At 46.3% G+C, this 18,307-nt stretch carries 16 protein-coding genes and 1 tRNA gene; 9 read left to right on the forward strand and 8 right to left on the reverse strand.

The window, feature by feature from the left end; all coding sequences use genetic code 11:
- Positions 1–13: 13 nt before the first annotated feature.
- The 4 genes from H5647_RS02230 to H5647_RS22295 all read left to right on the forward strand — a co-directional run bounded on the left by H5647_RS02230 (position 14) and on the right by H5647_RS22295 (position 4,207).
- Positions 14–1,126: an imelysin family protein gene (locus H5647_RS02230; RefSeq protein WP_052691820.1), complete on the forward strand. Its 1,113-nt coding sequence runs from the start codon at positions 14–16 to the stop codon at positions 1,124–1,126.
- 99 nt (positions 1,127–1,225) lie between these two features.
- Positions 1,226–2,101, forward strand: coding sequence for an HDOD domain-containing protein (locus H5647_RS02235; RefSeq protein WP_045855989.1), 876 nt, complete (start codon positions 1,226–1,228; stop codon positions 2,099–2,101).
- A gap of 189 nt (positions 2,102–2,290) precedes the next feature.
- Complete coding sequence (locus H5647_RS02240) at positions 2,291–3,910, forward strand: methyl-accepting chemotaxis protein (RefSeq protein ID WP_045855991.1); 1,620 nt, start codon at positions 2,291–2,293, stop codon at positions 3,908–3,910.
- Positions 3,911–4,075: 165 nt separating this feature from the next.
- Positions 4,076–4,207, forward strand: coding sequence for a hypothetical protein (locus tag H5647_RS22295; RefSeq protein WP_268871337.1), 132 nt, complete (start codon positions 4,076–4,078; stop codon positions 4,205–4,207).
- Positions 4,208–4,242: 35 nt separating this feature from the next.
- On the opposite strand, the gene H5647_RS02245 is transcribed toward H5647_RS22295, so the two are convergent.
- The 3 genes from H5647_RS02245 to gcvT all read right to left on the reverse strand — a co-directional run bounded on the left by H5647_RS02245 (position 4,243) and on the right by gcvT (position 7,013).
- On the reverse strand, positions 4,243–4,659 hold the full coding sequence (locus H5647_RS02245) for a type 2 periplasmic-binding domain-containing protein (protein WP_045855993.1): 417 nt from the start codon (positions 4,657–4,659) through the stop codon (positions 4,243–4,245).
- 823 nt (positions 4,660–5,482) lie between these two features.
- A complete protein-coding gene (locus H5647_RS02250; RefSeq protein ID WP_045855994.1) occupies positions 5,483–5,851 on the reverse strand; it encodes a VOC family protein in 369 nt (122 codons plus the stop codon).
- Between the two features lie 70 nt (positions 5,852–5,921).
- Positions 5,922–7,013: a glycine cleavage system aminomethyltransferase GcvT gene (gene gcvT / locus H5647_RS02255; protein ID WP_045855996.1), complete on the reverse strand. Its 1,092-nt coding sequence runs from the start codon at positions 7,011–7,013 to the stop codon at positions 5,922–5,924.
- Positions 7,014–7,200: 187 nt separating this feature from the next.
- Here gcvT and H5647_RS02260 point away from each other — a divergent pair, with 187 nt between their 5' ends.
- The gene (locus tag H5647_RS02260) at positions 7,201–7,452 is read left to right on the forward strand and encodes a hypothetical protein (RefSeq protein WP_045855998.1); all 252 of its coding nucleotides are present in this window, start codon (positions 7,201–7,203) and stop codon (positions 7,450–7,452) included.
- A gap of 159 nt (positions 7,453–7,611) precedes the next feature.
- Here H5647_RS02260 and gcvH read toward each other — a convergent pair whose 3' ends face one another.
- Positions 7,612–8,004, reverse strand: coding sequence for a glycine cleavage system protein GcvH (gene gcvH / locus H5647_RS02265; RefSeq protein ID WP_045856000.1), 393 nt, complete (start codon positions 8,002–8,004; stop codon positions 7,612–7,614).
- Between the two features lie 344 nt (positions 8,005–8,348).
- On the opposite strand from gcvH, the gene mutY reads away from it, so the two are divergent.
- The 4 genes from mutY to H5647_RS02285 all read left to right on the forward strand — a co-directional run bounded on the left by mutY (position 8,349) and on the right by H5647_RS02285 (position 13,178).
- Positions 8,349–9,395, forward strand: a complete 1,047-nt coding sequence (gene mutY / locus H5647_RS02270; RefSeq protein ID WP_045860991.1) for an A/G-specific adenine glycosylase — start codon at positions 8,349–8,351, stop codon at positions 9,393–9,395.
- Between the two features lie 67 nt (positions 9,396–9,462).
- On the forward strand, positions 9,463–9,747 hold the full coding sequence (locus H5647_RS02275) for an oxidative damage protection protein (RefSeq protein WP_045860992.1): 285 nt from the start codon (positions 9,463–9,465) through the stop codon (positions 9,745–9,747).
- 97 nt (positions 9,748–9,844) lie between these two features.
- Positions 9,845–9,920, forward strand: a tRNA-Phe gene (locus tag H5647_RS02280).
- Positions 9,921–11,003: 1,083 nt separating this feature from the next.
- Positions 11,004–13,178 (forward strand): glutamine synthetase III family protein, encoded by a 2,175-nt coding sequence (locus H5647_RS02285; RefSeq protein WP_045856002.1) that lies wholly within the window; start codon positions 11,004–11,006, stop codon positions 13,176–13,178.
- A gap of 353 nt (positions 13,179–13,531) precedes the next feature.
- On the opposite strand, the gene H5647_RS02290 is transcribed toward H5647_RS02285, so the two are convergent.
- The 4 genes from H5647_RS02290 to H5647_RS02305 form a co-directional block, all read right to left on the reverse strand.
- Positions 13,532–15,067, reverse strand: a complete 1,536-nt coding sequence (locus tag H5647_RS02290; protein ID WP_082086930.1) for an endo-1,4-beta-xylanase — start codon at positions 15,065–15,067, stop codon at positions 13,532–13,534.
- Between the two features lie 789 nt (positions 15,068–15,856).
- A complete protein-coding gene (locus H5647_RS02295; protein WP_045856004.1) occupies positions 15,857–16,762 on the reverse strand; it encodes a redoxin domain-containing protein in 906 nt (301 codons plus the stop codon).
- Positions 16,759–17,319: a cytochrome b gene (locus H5647_RS02300; protein ID WP_045856006.1), complete on the reverse strand. Its 561-nt coding sequence runs from the start codon at positions 17,317–17,319 to the stop codon at positions 16,759–16,761. Before H5647_RS02300 ends, H5647_RS02295 begins: the two co-directional genes overlap by 4 nt.
- Before the next feature lie 83 nt (positions 17,320–17,402).
- Positions 17,403–18,269, reverse strand: a complete 867-nt coding sequence (locus H5647_RS02305) for a LytR/AlgR family response regulator transcription factor (RefSeq protein ID WP_045856008.1) — start codon at positions 18,267–18,269, stop codon at positions 17,403–17,405.
- Positions 18,270–18,307: the final 38 nt, after the last annotated feature.

The following is an 18,307-nucleotide window of genomic DNA, read 5'->3' on the forward strand; positions in this document are numbered from 1 at the left end:
GATCTCCCATAACATGGAACTTCGCCACGCTAGCCTTTTGATTCTAGGTGTTCTCACGCTGTGTTTATGCGGCTGCGAGCCCAAACAGAAAGCGGCCGAAACTCAACCTTCCGCCAGTGCCATCGACGACCCTCAAATCGCTCACATAGCGGCGACCCAGTCGCTGTGGGCGTCTGGGAGCAAAACGCTCCAAGCGGTTCTCGCGTACAGTACAACCCTGAATGAAGAACTCGACCTCTTCATCGCCAACCCCACCGAGGCGAAGCTAATCTCCGCTCGTAATGCGTGGGCAAAAGCAGAGCTCGCCTACCAACACTTTTACTTTTTTAGCCAGTTCGGCATCACCGAGCCTCAGATTTTCGCAGACCTCGCAAAATCATGCTTTGCCATAGGCGCAAGCCCTATTCAACCCGGGTACTTAGACTATTTTAGCTCCTACCCATACTCGGGATTAGTGCACGATATTAGCGTCGAACTAACGCCACAAGCCCTGCAAGAACAACACGGTATGACCGATATCGAAGATGTTGTTCTGGGTTTATACGCGATCGAATTTATATTATATGGTGAAACGAAAATGCGGCCCGTAAGTGATTTTACCCCCGATCTAGTACTCACCACCGCTCAAAAAGAAACGGGTTTTAAAGGTATTGAAGAAACACCCAATAATCGACGCCGCGCGTTACTGCAACTGCAGGCCAACCAGCTAAGCCAAGACCTTAAAACCCTCATAAGCCAATGGCAAGCCACCGATAACGGCTCCATGAAGGCGGGCTGGGAACAACTCCCCTATAGCGCCCGCAAAATGACCATTTACAAAACCTTCGAGCGCACACTCACGCAACTACTTCTACGTACCGCTATTGCCACACCGCAAAGCGATCAGGCCTATGACGAGGCTACAGCGCAAGATAATGCCCGTCATATCGCCTCGAGCATTCAATCACTGTATGCCGCCTTTCCTTGGATCGCAGAAAAGCAACGGGCAGTAATAAGCACTCACCTACACAATGCCGAAGCACTACTGCAAACCCTAAGTGAGCAGCCAACACCCGATAGTCGCCAATGGCAACAAGCCTACCAGGCACTCAAACTCACTATGGATACTCATTTGGGCGCAAGTTAAACTTTTTCGGTGAAGCCTGTGGAGGCAAGCTAGACTAAAAAAGGTACTCATATTGGCCCCTAACCCCGCCTTAAGCCTCACTTGCCCCACAGGTTTACAATGTCCGCAGAGCTTACTCAGGAACAAATACAAAAAATTCTGCAAGGAATCGCCATCCCTCCTCAGCCTCAGGTAATGGTCGATCTTCAAATGGAACAAATTAGCCCTAACTGCAGCATTAAAGAAATTGCACGGCTTATAAGCCAAGATGTTGGCCTTTCTGGCAGTATCCTTAAAACCGTGAACTCCCCGCTTTATAAGCACTCGAACACCATCACCTCCATTACTCAGGCCGTGAATTTACTCGGCGTTAACAGCGTCGTAAACCTAGTGAACGCTCTCTCAATCAAGGGCGCCTTAACCGATAACGATATTATTGCCCTCGGCCGCTTTTGGGATACAGCAATGGACATTGCCGTTACCTCCTCCGTAATTGCCAAACAAATTGGTGTCCCCAACCCAGAAGAAGCGTACACATTAGGGCTATTCCACAATTGTGGAATACCCTTGCTCATGTCGCGGTTTTCACATTATTCAGAAGTGCTTGCTCAGGCATACTCATCCAAAAATCGCGGCGTTACAGAAATAGAAAATGACCTTATTAACACTAACCATGCCGTGGTTGGCTACTACGTTGGTAAATCGTGGAACCTGCCTCGCCATCTTTGCGAAGCGATTCATGAGCATCACCAAATCACCAAAATATTTTCCGACGAACGTGCCAATAGCCGTAAAAAAACACTGCTCGCCATACTAAAAATGGCCGAACACATTTGCGGCAACTACCGGCTACTCGGCCAACAAGACGAAGATTTTGAATGGAACAGAGTCTGCGAAACCATATTGATCTATACCGGTATTAGTGAATACGAATACAACAATTTAGAAGCACATGTATCAGAACTTGGCTTAGGGGGCAGCGACTACTATAGCTAAGGATTTCGGTCGTCAAGCCGATACCCCCATACGGCAAGAAAGTACGCGACGTAAACCGACCACTAGACATAACGCTGGCATCAAAAGCCACCCAAGATTGCTTTTACTCATTGATACCCTAGACTCAAATAAAACGGCCTCTATCAATGTTTGCAGCAATCACGCCCAATTAACTCGAGGGATTTTCGCTTGGATCTTCTGCGCAACCTTTCAATTAGAACCAAAATCCTTTTAATCCCCATTGTGGGCGCTCTCGGGTTTTTCACTTACTTATTTGCCAGTATTTACCTGGTCAGTGGCTCACTGGATATTTTACGAAGCGCCTACGACAAACAGCTCCCGCTATTACAAATGGCGGAGGCAAACCGAGCACGGGTTAAAAATCTTCAAGAAACACTCGCATTTGCCGTTTCTTCAGCCGAAATGGATGTACTCGAAAACGCCGAGACCATGGCCGAAGAATTACGCTCGGATATTGAAGAATCAAAAAACATTGATATCTCCTTAGCCCCAGATTTAGTGGAAATAGGCCTACTATTTGACGACTACTACAACATCGCCTACAACATCTCACTGGGCATGATCGATGGCTCCATCGACTTCTCTACGGTTGCAGGTAAAAGCGCCAAAATGACCGATGCGCTGGAACGCCTCAAAGAGCGTCTCGACGCCTTCCACAAAGAACGTTCACACACCTTCGACCAAGCGTTTGTCACGGCACAAGAACAAGCCAGCAAAATGTACTCCATTGGTATGATTCTCGGCATAGGTACCAGCCTATTGCTCATTATTGTAGGGGTGATTATTAGCAATATGATTAAAGGCAGTATCGATAGAGTGATTGTTCGCCTTAAAGATATCGCAGAAGACAACGGCGATTTAACCGTTCGCCTTGCCACTCGCCACAACGATGAAATTGGCGAAATGGTAAAATGGTTTAATACCTTCATGGATAAACTACAAACGGTCATGCACAAAATCGTTGAAACGGCACCGCCATTAGCGAACTTGGCCACCGATGTGAATAAGCTTTCTGGCAACATTACCGAAACGCTCGCACAACAAAACCACAGCGTTGAAGAAAGTAAAAACAATATTGAGCTCATGAGCCATAGCGTTGGCAGCATCGCACAAAACGCCGCCGAAGCGGCAAACGCCGCACGCATTGCCGACGAAGAAGCTACGAAAGGGCAAACTATTGTAGCCAACACCGTTAGCGGTATTCAAAAATTATCCAAGAGTATTGGCGAAGCCTCCAATGTAATTACCAAATTAAAAGAAGATACAACCAGTGTAAATGTGGTGTTAGACGTTATTAAAGGCATCGCAGAACAAACCAACTTACTCGCACTCAATGCCGCCATTGAGGCCGCACGCGCCGGTGAGCAAGGCAGAGGTTTTGCCGTGGTGGCCGATGAAGTTCGCGGGTTAGCGTCACGCACACAAGAATCAACAGCCGAAATTAATACCATCCTTGCACAGCTTCAAACCGCCTCCCAAGCAGCGGTTGGCACAATGGAAGAAAGTACCTCCGCAGTAGAACGTTCAGTATCTGAGGCCAACCTGGCGGGCCATAGCCTGCAAACCATCACCGATACCGTCAACACTATTAACGCCATGAACGAACAAATCGCCAGTGCAACCGACGAACAACAAAGCATCTCGAATGAGCTTGTCGATGAAGCTGAACGTATCAGAGAGCAAACCGCCACTACCGCCGACTCAGCCGTGCGCTTAAATGGCGTAAGCGACGAGCTAAATTCTTTGGCATCGAACCTCGAACAGATCACCCGACAGTTCAAAGTCTAGAAGCACTAATCACTCCCCGTCCATACGCCACATAGTATTCGTACAACACGAATGCTATGTATTTTCTCGTTAACGAGTCTCGTCATTCGCGCAGACGATAAAAAACACCACAAGGCAGTGCCAGTGCGAAAAATAAGAATAAGAGTAGGGTGAATAGCCAGTTACGTGGAACTGGAACTGGAACTGGAACTGGAACTGGAACTGGAACTGGAACTGGAACTGGAACTGGAACTGGAACTGGAACTGGAACTGGAACTGGAACTGGAACTGGAACTGGAACTGGAACTGGAACTATAAGGCTAGCACTGTGCCAACCTTATACAAACGTTTTTTTAAAAAGTTGCTACAACGCGAACGTTATCGGCCACCGATCCAGCGTCCACGAAACCAATCATATTGGGATTTGTTGCTACAAGCTGAAGAATTTCACCGTCAGATTCAAACTCCTTCGGAGGCGTTCCTTTTCCGGTAAAAACCAACTTCGACCAATACGACTTTAGTTGGCTTGCCGATTTATCCAAAACTTTGCTATTAAATTCCGACGTAACTTCGGCCCCTTCCGCACGACCGAGTGGCAATACCGCCCCGCCGCTAGGAAACGTTTTTACTTTACCTAGAAATATTTTCGTCACGTCTTTATCAGCAAAAGCATCAGCGTTGCTCGGATGAACAATAACGGCAACCTCTGCCAACGTTGAATGGCTTACCATTAAAAACAACACTGAGGATAAAACTATCGATCTTTTCATTCATATTCTCCTAAAACATTTACAACCGCCAAGGGAGTTGCACAACAGTGCTAAACCCGCCATTAAAAATGGCAGCCGAGGCATAAGCTGTTTTTTACGCTATGGGTTTGGTTGTGGTTTCGGAGGCGTTACCTTTCGCAACAACAGAAACAACGGGCTGCAAGTAACGAACGGCTATGAATCCTTCATCGGCTGTTGGTTTATCTTCGAAGCTTAAAAGAAAGTGTAGTACTCAATACTCTATTCTTACACCTACTTACACGAAAAAAGCTGTTTTTATTGGCTAAACAGTATCGTTCAAACAAGCAATATCAGTACAACACCACGGCCCACTACAAAGGGGCTTATTATCGATAGCCATAGCATTGCTACAAAAAATCATTAAGCACTTAGATAAGCGCCGTTTGCCGGGCAAACAACAACCGTCAACTCGGCTAAAATAATCGTGATAAAGTGCTCCAGCACCATAGTAACAACATGCAATAAGTCCATTGATCAATTCCTTTTAAACACGGCACTACATTTAACAACATAGTTATCGACCAACAATTAAAAGGCTAAGCCTACATCCATCACTCAAACAACTATTCAAGCATTAAATTTAGGGTAGATAACGCTCTGCTTTTCCGCCAATTATTTTTCGTGAATTGTCGTTATATACAGCACTAAAACGACAAAGCCCCGTAACTATTCATTACAGGGCTTTGCTAGAAAGAGCATAATACTGATTGAAAAATAGAGTAAAAGGCTATCGACTATCACGCGCTCCGTAGAATGGCATTTAATGCCGATAACCTACTCAAGCGGCTCATACTGAAAACCCTTATACAAGACAGTAAAAATTGAGTTTATTACCATCTAAATCTCTACAATAACCGCAAAAATAGCTCCCATCTCTAAGACCAGGCTTACCTTCATCCGAGCCGCCTAACGCTAAAACTTTTGCGTGCATAGACGTTACCGTTTTTTCATTCCCAACGTTAAAAGCGATCATTGTGCCATTACCATAGGTGGCCTCCTGCTTGTTAAACGGTGTGACAACGGCAAAAAGCTGCCCTCCTTCTGGCATACTCCAACCAACAAAACGATCATATTCGTGCACTTTCTTACACCCAACGAGCCCGAATACTTCATCGTAAAATTCAACGGCTTTCGTAATGTTGTTTGTTCCAAGCGTAACGTAACCTATCACATTTAATTCCTTTTAATGGCTGCATTCTTGTATATAAAACATGAAAAACATAACGCGACGCTAATAATGCCTAACAAACACTGCATCCATTTCGCACAAAGCAGGGTTTAACCAAGGTTACCGGTAGTTCACGTTTACGAACCTGCACTACCGCATTTTCACCAAACGTCACAGGTACTCGCGCAAGTGCTATCGAATGCCCTAATGTGGGTGAAAACGTACCACTGGTAATCACGCCCGCCTGCGCCACCCCGTCGGCCACAACCCGCTGACCTTCGCGTAAAACCCCTTTTTCTGTCATCAGCAAACCAACTAATTTAAAGCCCATACCTGCTGCCTTTTCGGCTTCAAGCTTGTCACGACCAATAAAATCTCGCTCTTGAGGCTGCCACGCGACAGTCCACCCCATATTGGCCACCAATGGTGATGTTGTCTCATCCATCTCGTGGCCATATAAATTCATTCCCGCCTCCAAGCGCAGGGTATCGCGTGCACCCAAGCCACACGCCCGAACACCCACATCGGCAAGTGCTCGCCAAAACCCAACCGCTTCAGCATTAGGCAAAAGAATTTCGTAGCCATCTTCACCGGTATAGCCTGTGCGCGCAACAAACCAATCTTGACGGCCCATTTCGGTTAGAAAAGCCCCCTCAAAAAGCCCCAAGCCCTCTAGTGGGCTTTCATCCACCAACAGGTGTACTTTGGCTCTCGCTTCAGGCCCTTGCACCGCAATCATAGCCAGCTGATCACGTTCCATAATACTGACATCGTAAGTACTTGCCTGCTGCGTAATCCACGCGAGATCTTTTTCACGCGTTGCGCAATTCACCACCAAACGGTAACCAAAGGCCATGCGGTACACAATAAGGTCGTCTATCACACCACCGTCTTTATTTAGCATTCCGGTATAAAGCGCCTTGCCGTCATGCTTAAGTTTTGCAACATCGTTTGCCAAAATATACTGTAAAAACGGTGTTACCTGCCCACCCTCTATATCGACAACCGTCATATGCGATACATCAAACATACCAGCGAGTTCTCGTACCGCGTTATGCTCCTCTATTTGTGAGCCATAATTTACGGGCATATTCCACCCGCCAAAATCGACCAGCTTACCGCCCATTTCGCGGTGAACATTTACCAATGGTGTTTCTTTTAACATAGCTATCTCTCTGGCGATTAAATTATGCCACGCATTGTACAGCCTCTTTATCCACAAGTCTGAACCAGAAACCTACATTCGGGCGTAAAAAAACGCCTTTACCCTACATGAAGATACCGGCTACTACCTGAGTATTGGTACACGCATTAACAACTTTACGCCACACGTAACCTATGGCGTAAAAGAAGTGATACCTACAGAGCCCACGTTTTTAGAGGCCGTGCCCAGTGGGCTAAGCCCCCAAATAGATGGCTTAGCGGGGCTCACGCAAGCTGTCTTTAGTTCCACCGCAAGAGAAAACACCTATTACGTAATCGGCTTACGATGGGATTTTCACCCCTCCGCCGCATTCAATATTGAGTATAAATCGCAGAAAGATTCCATCCCAATCGACGAAACGAATAACCTTCTTCGTTTCTCAGTATCAACCGTTTTTTAATTTATAGGCTTTCGTACAGTGCTCAAAAAACGATTAAATAGCCTTAAGCTCTGCTGGCACCTTTCGGCACTTAGGAACCACGGCTTTCCGTAAGCAACGTTTACGCAGGCACAAAAAAGCCCAGACAATCGCTGGGCTTTTTTCATTCAGGCGGCTTAATTATGCATCGGCTTCGATAGTCTCCTTGTAACCATCGGCGGTCAATGCGCCATCAAGCTCACCTAAATCGCTGGGTTTCACCTTAAAGAACCAACCATCGTCAAAAGGCGATTCATTAACCGTTTCAGGAGCTTCTTCCAGCAAAGGATTGACCGCAACCACTTCACCACTAACAGGTGAATAAATATCGGAAGCGGCTTTAACCGACTCAACCACACCAGCTTCTTCACCGCCGTTCACTGTCGAGCCCATTTCGGGAGCTTCTACATATACAACATCACCTAACTCCGCTTGCGCGTGATCAGTAATACCAATAGTAACGGTGCCATCTTCTTCCACCCGAGCCCACTCGTGGCTGGGCAGGTACTTCAATTCGGATCGAATTTCGCTCATGCTGGTTTCCTTTAAAGGTTCAAACGTTCAATAGGCGCTATTTTAGGGCTAGACAGACCACTTTGTATAGCTGTCGGCAACAACTGTTGTAGCGCATAGCCGCAATACCTAGCGGTTTAACACCAAAACGCCATCACCCGTTGATGAGATGCCCCGCTCACAGTAATGTTGCAGCCCCTACTATCAGCCCCCTATATCACCTACTAAGTAACAACGCGCAAGCCTCTGCCCCATAGAGCAGCCACTAGCCTAGCGTTGCCCACACTCATTCGTACAACCGAAACGCCGTCGAATAAAATTGGTAAATATGGTACAACGCAGCTCCCTTAATACGCACGATGCTTATGCCTTCTTTCGCTGACAAACTCCTCACTTGGTTCGACCAATTCGGGCGCAAAAACCTCCCGTGGCAAACACCCATCCACCCCTATCGGGTATGGGTGTCTGAGATAATGCTGCAACAAACGCAAGTTGAAACCGTAATACCGTATTTCAACCGTTTTATGGAGCGCTTCCCCACTATCGAATTGCTCGCAGCAGCGCCACAAGACGACGTACTCCACCTATGGACGGGGCTCGGCTATTACGCTCGCGCACGCAACCTACACAAATGCGCACAACGCGTGGTGGAAGAATTTAACGGGCAAATGCCAAAAGACGCCACAACACTAGAAACCCTATCGGGTATTGGCCGCTCCACAGCTGGCGCCATAGCGAGCATCGCCTATAAACAACCAACCGCCATACTCGATGGCAATGTAAAACGCGTACTAGCACGTCAGTATGCCGTAGAAGGCTGGCCAGGCAAGCCCGCCGTAATGAAAGTATTATGGCAGCACGCCGAAACGCACATGCCTACACAACGCTGTAGAGATTACACCCAAGCCATTATGGATTTAGGCGCAACGCTGTGTGTTCGCAGCAAACCCTTGTGTACAAAGTGCCCTGTGAGCCAAAGCTGTGCGGCAGCACAACAAGGTAACCCGCAAGATTACCCCGGTAAAAAACCCAAAAAAACGTTACCCGTTAAAACCGTACAAATGCTCCTATTACGCAATGCCGATGGCCACATACTGCTCGAACAGCGCCCGCCTACCGGCATATGGGGAGGCCTCTGGAGCCTGCCAGAGCTAGCGTTGGACAAACCCTTCCAAGATTATACAACCGAACATGTGGGCGACATTAACACGCACACCCAATGGGCTAAAATGCGGCATACCTTTAGCCATTACCACTTAGACATTCACCCCGTTATCGTAGAGGTAGGGCCGCTGCGCAGTAAAGTAATGGAGAACAATCGTCAGCTTTGGTATAACCTGCAAAAGCCCCAATCACTAGGCTTAGCGGCACCTGTAAAGAAATTGTTAGCCCAACTTGATTCACTGCTATAACTGGTCAATCGTCATCCCAGAAGAAAACCTCGGCTTTATTGCCGGCCAGCACCCACAAGGAACCCCTATGTCACGCACCGTATATTGTCGTAAGTACAAACAAACGTTAGAAGGCTTACAGGCCCCTCCCGTGCCCGGCCCCAAAGGCCTAGACTTATTCGAAAACGTGTCGCAAAAAGCCTGGGGAGAATGGCTCAGCCATCAAACAATGCTTATCAACGAAAAACAATTAAGCCTCATGGACATGACCGCTCGCACCTATTTAGGCGAACAAATGACCAAGTTTTTAAGCGGCGATGAATACGACGCAGCCGACGGCTACGTGGCGCCAGAGTCGTCCCTAAATAAGTAACCAATAATTTCCTTCAAAACCTTGACTCAAGCCCCGCAGACAGGTTTAATACGCGGCCTTCGCAGCAGAGCTTTCTAGGTTCTAAAGCGCAAGATTTGCCCGGATAGCTCAGTCGGTAGAGCAGGGGATTGAAAATCCCCGTGTCGGTGGTTCGATTCCGCCTCCGGGCACCACATTAAAAAACCCAGCAATGTTAAGTTGCTGGGTTTTTTAATGTCTGAGTTTTCGTATTTGCTCACTTGATTAAGAATCATACTTTCGGCCACCTTGCGCATAAATTGTCAATCGCAGCCATTTTCATTGGCAAGGGTGCGCGGCACCGTAGGCTTGTCCTTGCCAATGAAAATGGCTGCGATTGATTTATATCAGCGCGAAGGGATTGAAGACATGACAGGCCGCAAACGGCCAGAAGAGGACATTGGGTGTCAACTTTTTTTGGGGAACTTGGTCATCTAATGCCTGCATTTTCGGCTGGTTTGGAATGTAGCGAAAAAGCAATCCGACAATATGTGTTTGTTAGCTGAAATAGCCTGACAAGCAGTCAACTGCATCACTCCCCTGAGACCCTTTTCTAAATCTCTTTTGCTCTTCAAAATCCATGCTAGGCAATAAGTGGATCAACCGGCTGCCAATGAATCAATAATACCCCCAATCTGCTAGCTGTACCCATAGCGAGTTCTTTGAGTCAATCTGGGAAACACTTTTGAGCTTTAATGGAAAATTGAGAGTGGTTATTTCAGCCTCTCGCGAGGGGTTTACATTTAGCACGCGGCCAACTGTAATTCGCCCTTACTTGGTGCGGTAACGCACACCAACAACATAATCGCCCCAAGTTGATGCGTTTCTTACATGCAGGCCCTATGAGCGAGACCGCACACCACCGGCAATGACGGCACACAACACGCTTATTTAAGGGCACCTTCGTAAGCCTGCGACGCTTAATCATGATCAAAACGCCGATTAGAAAACTAAGGGACAATGCGCGTGCGCAAAGAGCGGTCATTTTCAGCGTCCCTAGACCTATTCTGGTGCGCATGACAAAATAGTTACTCAGATGACAGATTGTGGTTCAATTATTGCGAGATATCTCTAGCTAGTGCCCGTACAGCGCGTATTTAGCACAAGTGTCAGCACCCTATTTGGATAAAGATTTTTATACGTCAATCAACTCGCTGATACAGGCTGGGAGTATCGCCACCTACCGAGAGTAGGTACGTTGGCCCCATAACAAACATTTATTGTATTTGGAAAAAAATATGAGCGGAAATGAATCTCGGCTTCAAGCCATACACGCCATCAATAATTCAGTCGCGGCTGAGGTAGGCATGCCAGAATCTTTACAGTCCATCTGGGCATGCGACGTTTTTAATCTTGCTTCAATGGAAGAAAAGCTTTCAAAAAGCGCCTTTAAAGCAATGAAAAAAACCGTGCAAACCGGTGCACCTCTGGACGCAGCAACCGCTGATGTCGTTGCTATGGCAATGAAAGACTGGGCGATTGAAAAAGGCGTTAAATTCTTTTCTCATATATTTTATCCCATGACGAATGCCACTGCTGAGAAGCACGATGGCTTTATCGTGACCAATTTCGACGGTAATGCCATTAACGAATTTTCTGGCAAACTACTGATTAAAGGTGAGCCGGATGGCTCCTCTTTCCCGAACGGCAGTTTACGTATGACCAATGCCGCACGTGGTTATACCGCATGGGACCCGTCAAGCCCCGCCTACATTATGCATACCGCCAATGGCGCCACCTTAATGATCCCCAGCGTATTTATGTCTTGGACAGGTGAAGCGCTAGATAAAAAAATTCCGCTGCTACGCTCTAACGCTGCCATGAACAAAGCGGCTCAAAAAGTATTAACGTTAATGGGCGAAAAAAATATTGCCACGTTAAATTCTAGCTGCGGTGCCGAGCAGGAATATTTTTTGGTAGATGAAAATTTTGCCAATGCGCGGCCTGATTTAATCCTCGCTGGACGTACATTGTTTGGTGCGCCTTCTGCAAAAGGTCAGCAATTCGACGATCATTACTTTGGTGCAATCCCTGCGCGCGTGCAGGTTTTCATGCAAGATTTTGAAGACCAACTCTATCGTCTAGGCATACCCGCCAAGACGCATCACAACGAAGTAGCACCCGGCCAATTCGAAATTGCCCCTTATTACGAAGCCGCCAACGTTGCGGCGGATCACCAACAATTATTAATGACGGTTATGAAAATGACCGCCAAAAAACACGGCTTTGTAGCCTTATTACACGAAAAGCCATTTGCAGGCCTTAACGGTTCTGGTAAGCATGTCAATTGGTCGGTGGGGAATGCTACCCAAGGTAACCTGCTCGACCCCGGCAATACTCCAGAAGAAAATCTCAATTTCTTATTGTTCTGTGGCGCCGTTATTCGCGGCGTACATTTGTACGGCCCCTTGTTACGAGCCGTAATTGCCTCTGCAGCCAACGACCATCGTCTAGGCGCTAACGAAGCACCACCAGCGATACTCTCGGTGTATCTCGGCGACCAGCTCGAAAAAGTTTTTCTGGATATTAAAGAAGGCAATCTCAAACCGACCGTCAGCGGCGGCGATATGGATTTAGGCCTTTCACAAATTCTAAGCTTTCAGCGCGACCCCGGTGATCGAAACCGCACATCACCTTTTGCGTTTACCGGTAACCGTTTTGAATTCCGCGCTGTAGGCTCTTCTCAGTCCGTCTCTGGCCCCTTGGTTGCAATGAATACCATGCTCGCCGATTCATTAGAATGGATTGCGGCCAAACTTGAATCCTCAATATCCGGCGGCATGGATCAAACTGCGGCCGTCATTCATGTATTGAAAGCCTTAATGGACGAGCACGGCAATGTTATCTTTGGTGGCGATGGTTACTCATCTGAATGGCACGAAAAGGCCGTTAACGAGCGCGGCTTAAAAAATATTCCCACCACCGCCGACGCCCTACCGGCATTTTTAGACCCTTCAGTTGTGGAACTATTCTCGAACACCGGCGTACTGACACCAGTAGAACTAAAAAGCCGATACGAAGTGTATTCCGAGCAATACATCCTCTCAATAGAGGTAGAAGCCAAGCTAGTGGTCGATATGGCAACAACCTCCATCTACCCTGCTGCCGTCAGCTACTTATCGGTGATTACGGAATCGCTTAACGCATCTGCGTCATTGGGGCTGGGTTTAGATGCTAGCGTGGCAACAAAACTTGCAGACAATATCAACGGCATGATGGCTAGCGTTGAAAAACTCTCTGCCGCAATAGCGGTTCACGATTTTGACTCTGAAAAATCACACATGGAGTATTCCGCAAAAACAATTCGTCCATTAATGGATGAAACCCGCGCGTTTGCCGATACTCTAGAAACATTGGTTGCCGACAAATTTTGGCCACTGCCTAAATATTCAGAAATGCTATTTATTAAGTAGCCGTTAAAGTAAGCATCATCCAGAGTTGGGCCGCAGAAATGCGGCCTTTTTTTGTTTTCTCTTTTCTGAAACAATGTTTTTTAGAGAATACATACCGAGCAGTTAAGGCAACTAAAATTGCCTTCGGCATTGATGTGGGAACACAAACTACCCTAAAAAACTTACCCTAAACAATGCCCTAACACCTTCTGATCAAATTCGAAAAATATTAGGTCTCTCTGTGAAAAAGTAAGCCTGTGAGGCCACGTCTCACTATTTCCCTCTGATTCCCCCCACAAAAAAGCCCCGCTATGAGCGGGGCTTTAGGGTAAGACTACATAAAATTAAGTTCTCATACAGTCTTCATGAACGGTTTATCGACCTAGATAATCCATTAACCAATCCATTGCTGGACGCTGCTGGCCATTGCTTTGAATTAAGCCTGTGCCATCACGCCATGTAGAGCCAACAACATAGCCCCACAAGGTAATGCCAACAACATCTGGGTGGTTGTAGAATACAGGGAACTGTTCTTGCATAACCTGTAGCTGTTGCTGATCACCGGTTTCTTCAATGTCGTATTCAGAGATATACATTGGCAGACCAAGCGCCGCAATTTGGTTAAGGTTGTTTTCCAATTCAGAAAGTGACATTCCCGCTAAACCGTGTGCTTGCATACCAATGGCATCCACAACACCCGCATTAACAGCCGGCTGTGCCATTTGAATAAACTCACTGGTGTTCCAGCGCAGTACGTTGTAGTCATTCAATATCAAAATGGAGTTTGGGCAATACTGTCGAGCAAGCTGGAACGATTTAATGATCCAATCATTACCAAAGGCGTCACGAGCAAAATCTGCTGGTGCATGTCCTGGTGTTGATTCGTTAACCACGTCAATCATTTCAGTGTCAGGGTAACGCTCACAGTAGTCACGAATCCATTCTTCAATTTCTTCGGCTTTTTCAGTGTTGCTTAAGTTGTTGATCCAACTTGGGAATTGACTACCCCACACCAAGGTGTGCTGCTTGAACGGAATATTGTTCTGCTTGGCGTAGTTGTAGGCTGCATCGAGACCACTCCAATTGTAGTTATCTCGTGAGCTTTCCACCGAGCCCCACTTACCCTCATTTTCTGGCGTAATTTGATCCCAGTATTGCGTAAAGTCTGAACGTACGCTGCCGCTGGTTGTAATATTACCAACAAAAAATGCTGGAAAACTTGGGTTGCCGTTAGGCGTTGAACTGCTAGAGCTGGAGCTGCTTGAACTAGAGCTGCTGGAGCTTGAAGAGCTGCTAGATGAACTAGAGCTACTAGACGAACTGCTTGAACTAGAGGATGAAGAGCTTGAGCTCGTACAACTACTAATTACGCCGCCACTGCCGCCTTGGCCTTCACAAGTGGTTCGACCGATACAGCTCTGATTATTTTCATAGCCCCAACCGGAATCTTGATTAGTGCACAATGGACGTGGGTCGTCTTGATACCATTTGCATTGCTCTTCGCATACTTCGCCACCCGTAGAGCTAGATGAAGAGCTGCTGCTTGAGGAGCTGGATGAACTGCTGCTTGAAGAGCTAGATGAACTGCTGCTTGAAGAGCTACTAGAAGAGCTACTAGAAGAACTACTAACGGAAGAACTAGACGAGCTACTGGATGAAGTGCCGCCGCAATCGCCTACGGGACCACCATCGCCATCTTGCTGACCATTACAGGTATCAAGGCCGATACAGCTCGCACTATTTTCCCAGCCCCAGCCAGAAGTTTGATCTTGACACATTGCCCATGTAGCGCCATACCAATTACATTCACAAGCGCTTTGCGCTTGTACCTGTGACGATAAGAAAAAAGGCGATACAAACATCATGGCTACTGCCAGACGTATATATTGAGTAAATGGGATATTATTCATTATTAGTACCCAGTGTTTAAAAAATTATTAGTGAAATGAAAATTTAATTACAACTAAAGAATTAATCGTATAAGGGTTCGAAAAATTCGTGTCCAGAGTATACGTCAGTCCAGTTATTGTCCAAACAAACATAAGGGATTTGATAATCTATTATCGCTCATTCAATTTTATTTGACGTGCGCCTCACTATTTTTTGCGCTTTTACAATTTCATAACAGCAACGATTTACGCTATTTTTACGGCGTATTCAACGCTTATTCGGATATTCTATTCCCCTAAGAAATTAGCCTTCAACTATAAATTTCACAAGACTCTATAGTTAGATTAAACCTAGAAAATGCTAGATTATATTTTCATGTTTTTTGTTTTTTTCATTTCAAAAAATTCACAACGTTCACGATTTGTTTTTCCGTCTCTATATTCTTTTACTCTCGATACAACACAGCCATGCTTTCATGTTGGATTTGGTGCCAAAAAAGCGCTTCGGTCACACCCCAATACCTCTGTCAGGTAAAAACACATTGCATCGAATATCACTCTCTTCATGTCGACTACATTTATATTTTATTGTTTTTTATTAGCCGTTATATTTTTTGTATGGCTAGCTCGGCTATAGAAGAAGCCACTTATCGGAGAGCGGTTACGGCATTATAAAATGCCGTATAGCCTTATTCGAATACTTATATCCACTTTTTACATGGCGACATCAGGCAACGTGTAACTTGCGACAAGTGGTATTTAAGTGTCGGTTACACAAACCCTCTCGTCGACTCGATATTAGCGCTCACGTTACTGAATAGGTATTGTATTAAAATCACGGTAGCGCGCCACTTCCTTTCCATCTCGAATCACAACAAATGTTGGCAACGCTGTTATTTGATAGCGAAAAAATAGCGCATTACTTTTATCAATCACTAAAGGGTGCTTGACGTTAAATTTATGTCGGTATTGCGCTAAGGCTTCATCATCTGTCCATAGCCGTGATAAAACGCTGTGTAGCGTTAACGTTTTAGGTAACCTGGTGTAAGCGTCGTTAATATCTAATTGATTTTGAATACACGCTTGTGATGTTTGAGGACGGGATTTTTCCAAGTACCAATGACACCACGCGGCACTAAAATACAAAATATGAGTGGCCGTTGTAGCAAAATCTATATCGATATCGCCTTCCGTTTCGTTAAAGCGTTCACTGCTCAAGAATTCTAGTGGCGTATTACTGGCAAGAAGCGCGAGCTTTCTGTCCACATCACTATTCGCACTATGGCCTGCATGCACTACGTTTAGCTCCTTATCCAGTAATAGGTGGTAAGGCGTTCCCTGAAAACGGAAATGCTTGGCTAGCGCCCCTTTGCTATCGATTGCTTGGGGCATCGTTAAACCATATGTTTTTATGGCGCTCTGTACTGTGTCTACCGTGTCTTCTAGGCCAACATTCACCGATATAAATTCAATATCGCTACCGTACTGTTCAAAAGAATGTTGGAAATGAGGCATTTCTTTCAAACAGGTTTGGCACCACGAGGCCCAAAATTTTATGTAGAGTGGCTTCTTACCACGATAATGTTCCAGTGGTACATGCTCCCGTTCAATAAAGGGAATCTCTATGATTAGTGTGCGCTCACTAATGGCTGCAGCGTTTAAAACACTGGCAGCAAGCAGTATGAGGCTTACCGCTAACACGCACAGTACCTTCATGATGCGTTCCTTTTTGTGCCCCTTAACAGGCGTTTTAGAACATCATCTTTATCGATAAAATGGTGTTTTAATGCGGCCAGAATATGCCCGGCTAACACCGCGATTAACACATAACCCAAGACGCTATGCGCCCATTGGCCCATGTCGGACAGCATTGCGTTCCTTATCACCACCTCACCGGTTTCTGCTGAGTATTCATTCGAAGGAAAGATGGGTATCGAAAATAGCCGAAAACCATGACCGCTTGCCGCCGAATAAAGCATGCCGGTAATCGGGATTAAGCAGCACAGTAATAAAATGAGCGCCTGAGCCCATTCAATTAACAATGCTTCTATTTTCGAGCGCGCCGGTTGTCGAGGCCTAGGGTAAATGAATCGAAAACATAAGCGTGCAATGATGAGCAAACTCGCAATTAAACCAAACGATTTATGTACGTTGTACATTCCCCATGCTTCCCACCTCACCATGTAAACGCCTAGTGCTAGCAGGCCCAATATTAAGACAGCATTAGCCCAATGCAAAATGCGCGTTGCAGGATGCCAATCAGCTATTTTCATGCGGTAATTCCTCAGTAATGAATAGGCTCACTACCGTACCGAGGCACACCCGTATGAACTACTGAGATAGGCTGGTTAGGCTATTACTGGGACGAACAAACCGCTTCTGGGACAGACGGTGGGACGAATTGCTTAAATGTTTGCCAATAGCTTTTGCTAATATTGACGCGTTCACCCGTATTCAGCTCCACTTGGCGCTGAGAGTTGGACTGTACGTGAATAGCCTGAATGGCTTGCTTATTGACTAAACGGCTGCGGTGTACGCGCAGGAATAATGGGGAGGGTAAGCAGGCTTCGAGCTGCTTCATGGTGGAACGCAAAAGGTAGGTAGACTCGGGCGTTATTATATCCACGTAATTGCCCGAGGCTTTAATCGACGAAATATCACTAATTTGGAGCAAGGTTTCCGTATTACCTTTGCACACCCGTAAGCTATCCGATGCCGAAAACTGCATTGAGACTTGCTTGATGTTGTCGCCATCCGTCACGCAGCCTTGGGCAGTTCTGGTGGAGTAAAGCACCCAAAAATGCCAGCTAATGATGACCACACAATAGGCATATACATGCTGAGGTAGATAATACACAAGGCTACTAACCAACGGGCCCTCGCCTTGATAAACCGCCAAGCCAGTTCTACTCACCAACGCAAGGGGTACCAGGATGACCGTTAAACCACAGTACAACGCAAAAGTTTTCTTATTGTGCCGTTCGGTTGCGGATAAATGCCAAAGGCTAAGGCTATGAGTTAACACTGGCGTGATGACCAACCATGGAAACCATTGGCTCACAGACCACAGCATCATCTGGCTTACCGTCCACGGTAAGGACGTGACAAATTCATGGTAGACAGGGCAATACACCGTTTGAATGGCTAAAAACAATGCCCATAACCCGTACGACCACTTGAGCTGCTGTAAATCAATATGCCGAAATGAAAGAATAAACCACATGGCCACTTTGCCTTGCCGTAAGAAAGAGCGGGCTATTC

The organism is Teredinibacter purpureus (assembly GCF_014217335.1).
Lineage (GTDB): Bacteria > Pseudomonadota > Gammaproteobacteria > Pseudomonadales > Cellvibrionaceae > Teredinibacter > Teredinibacter purpureus.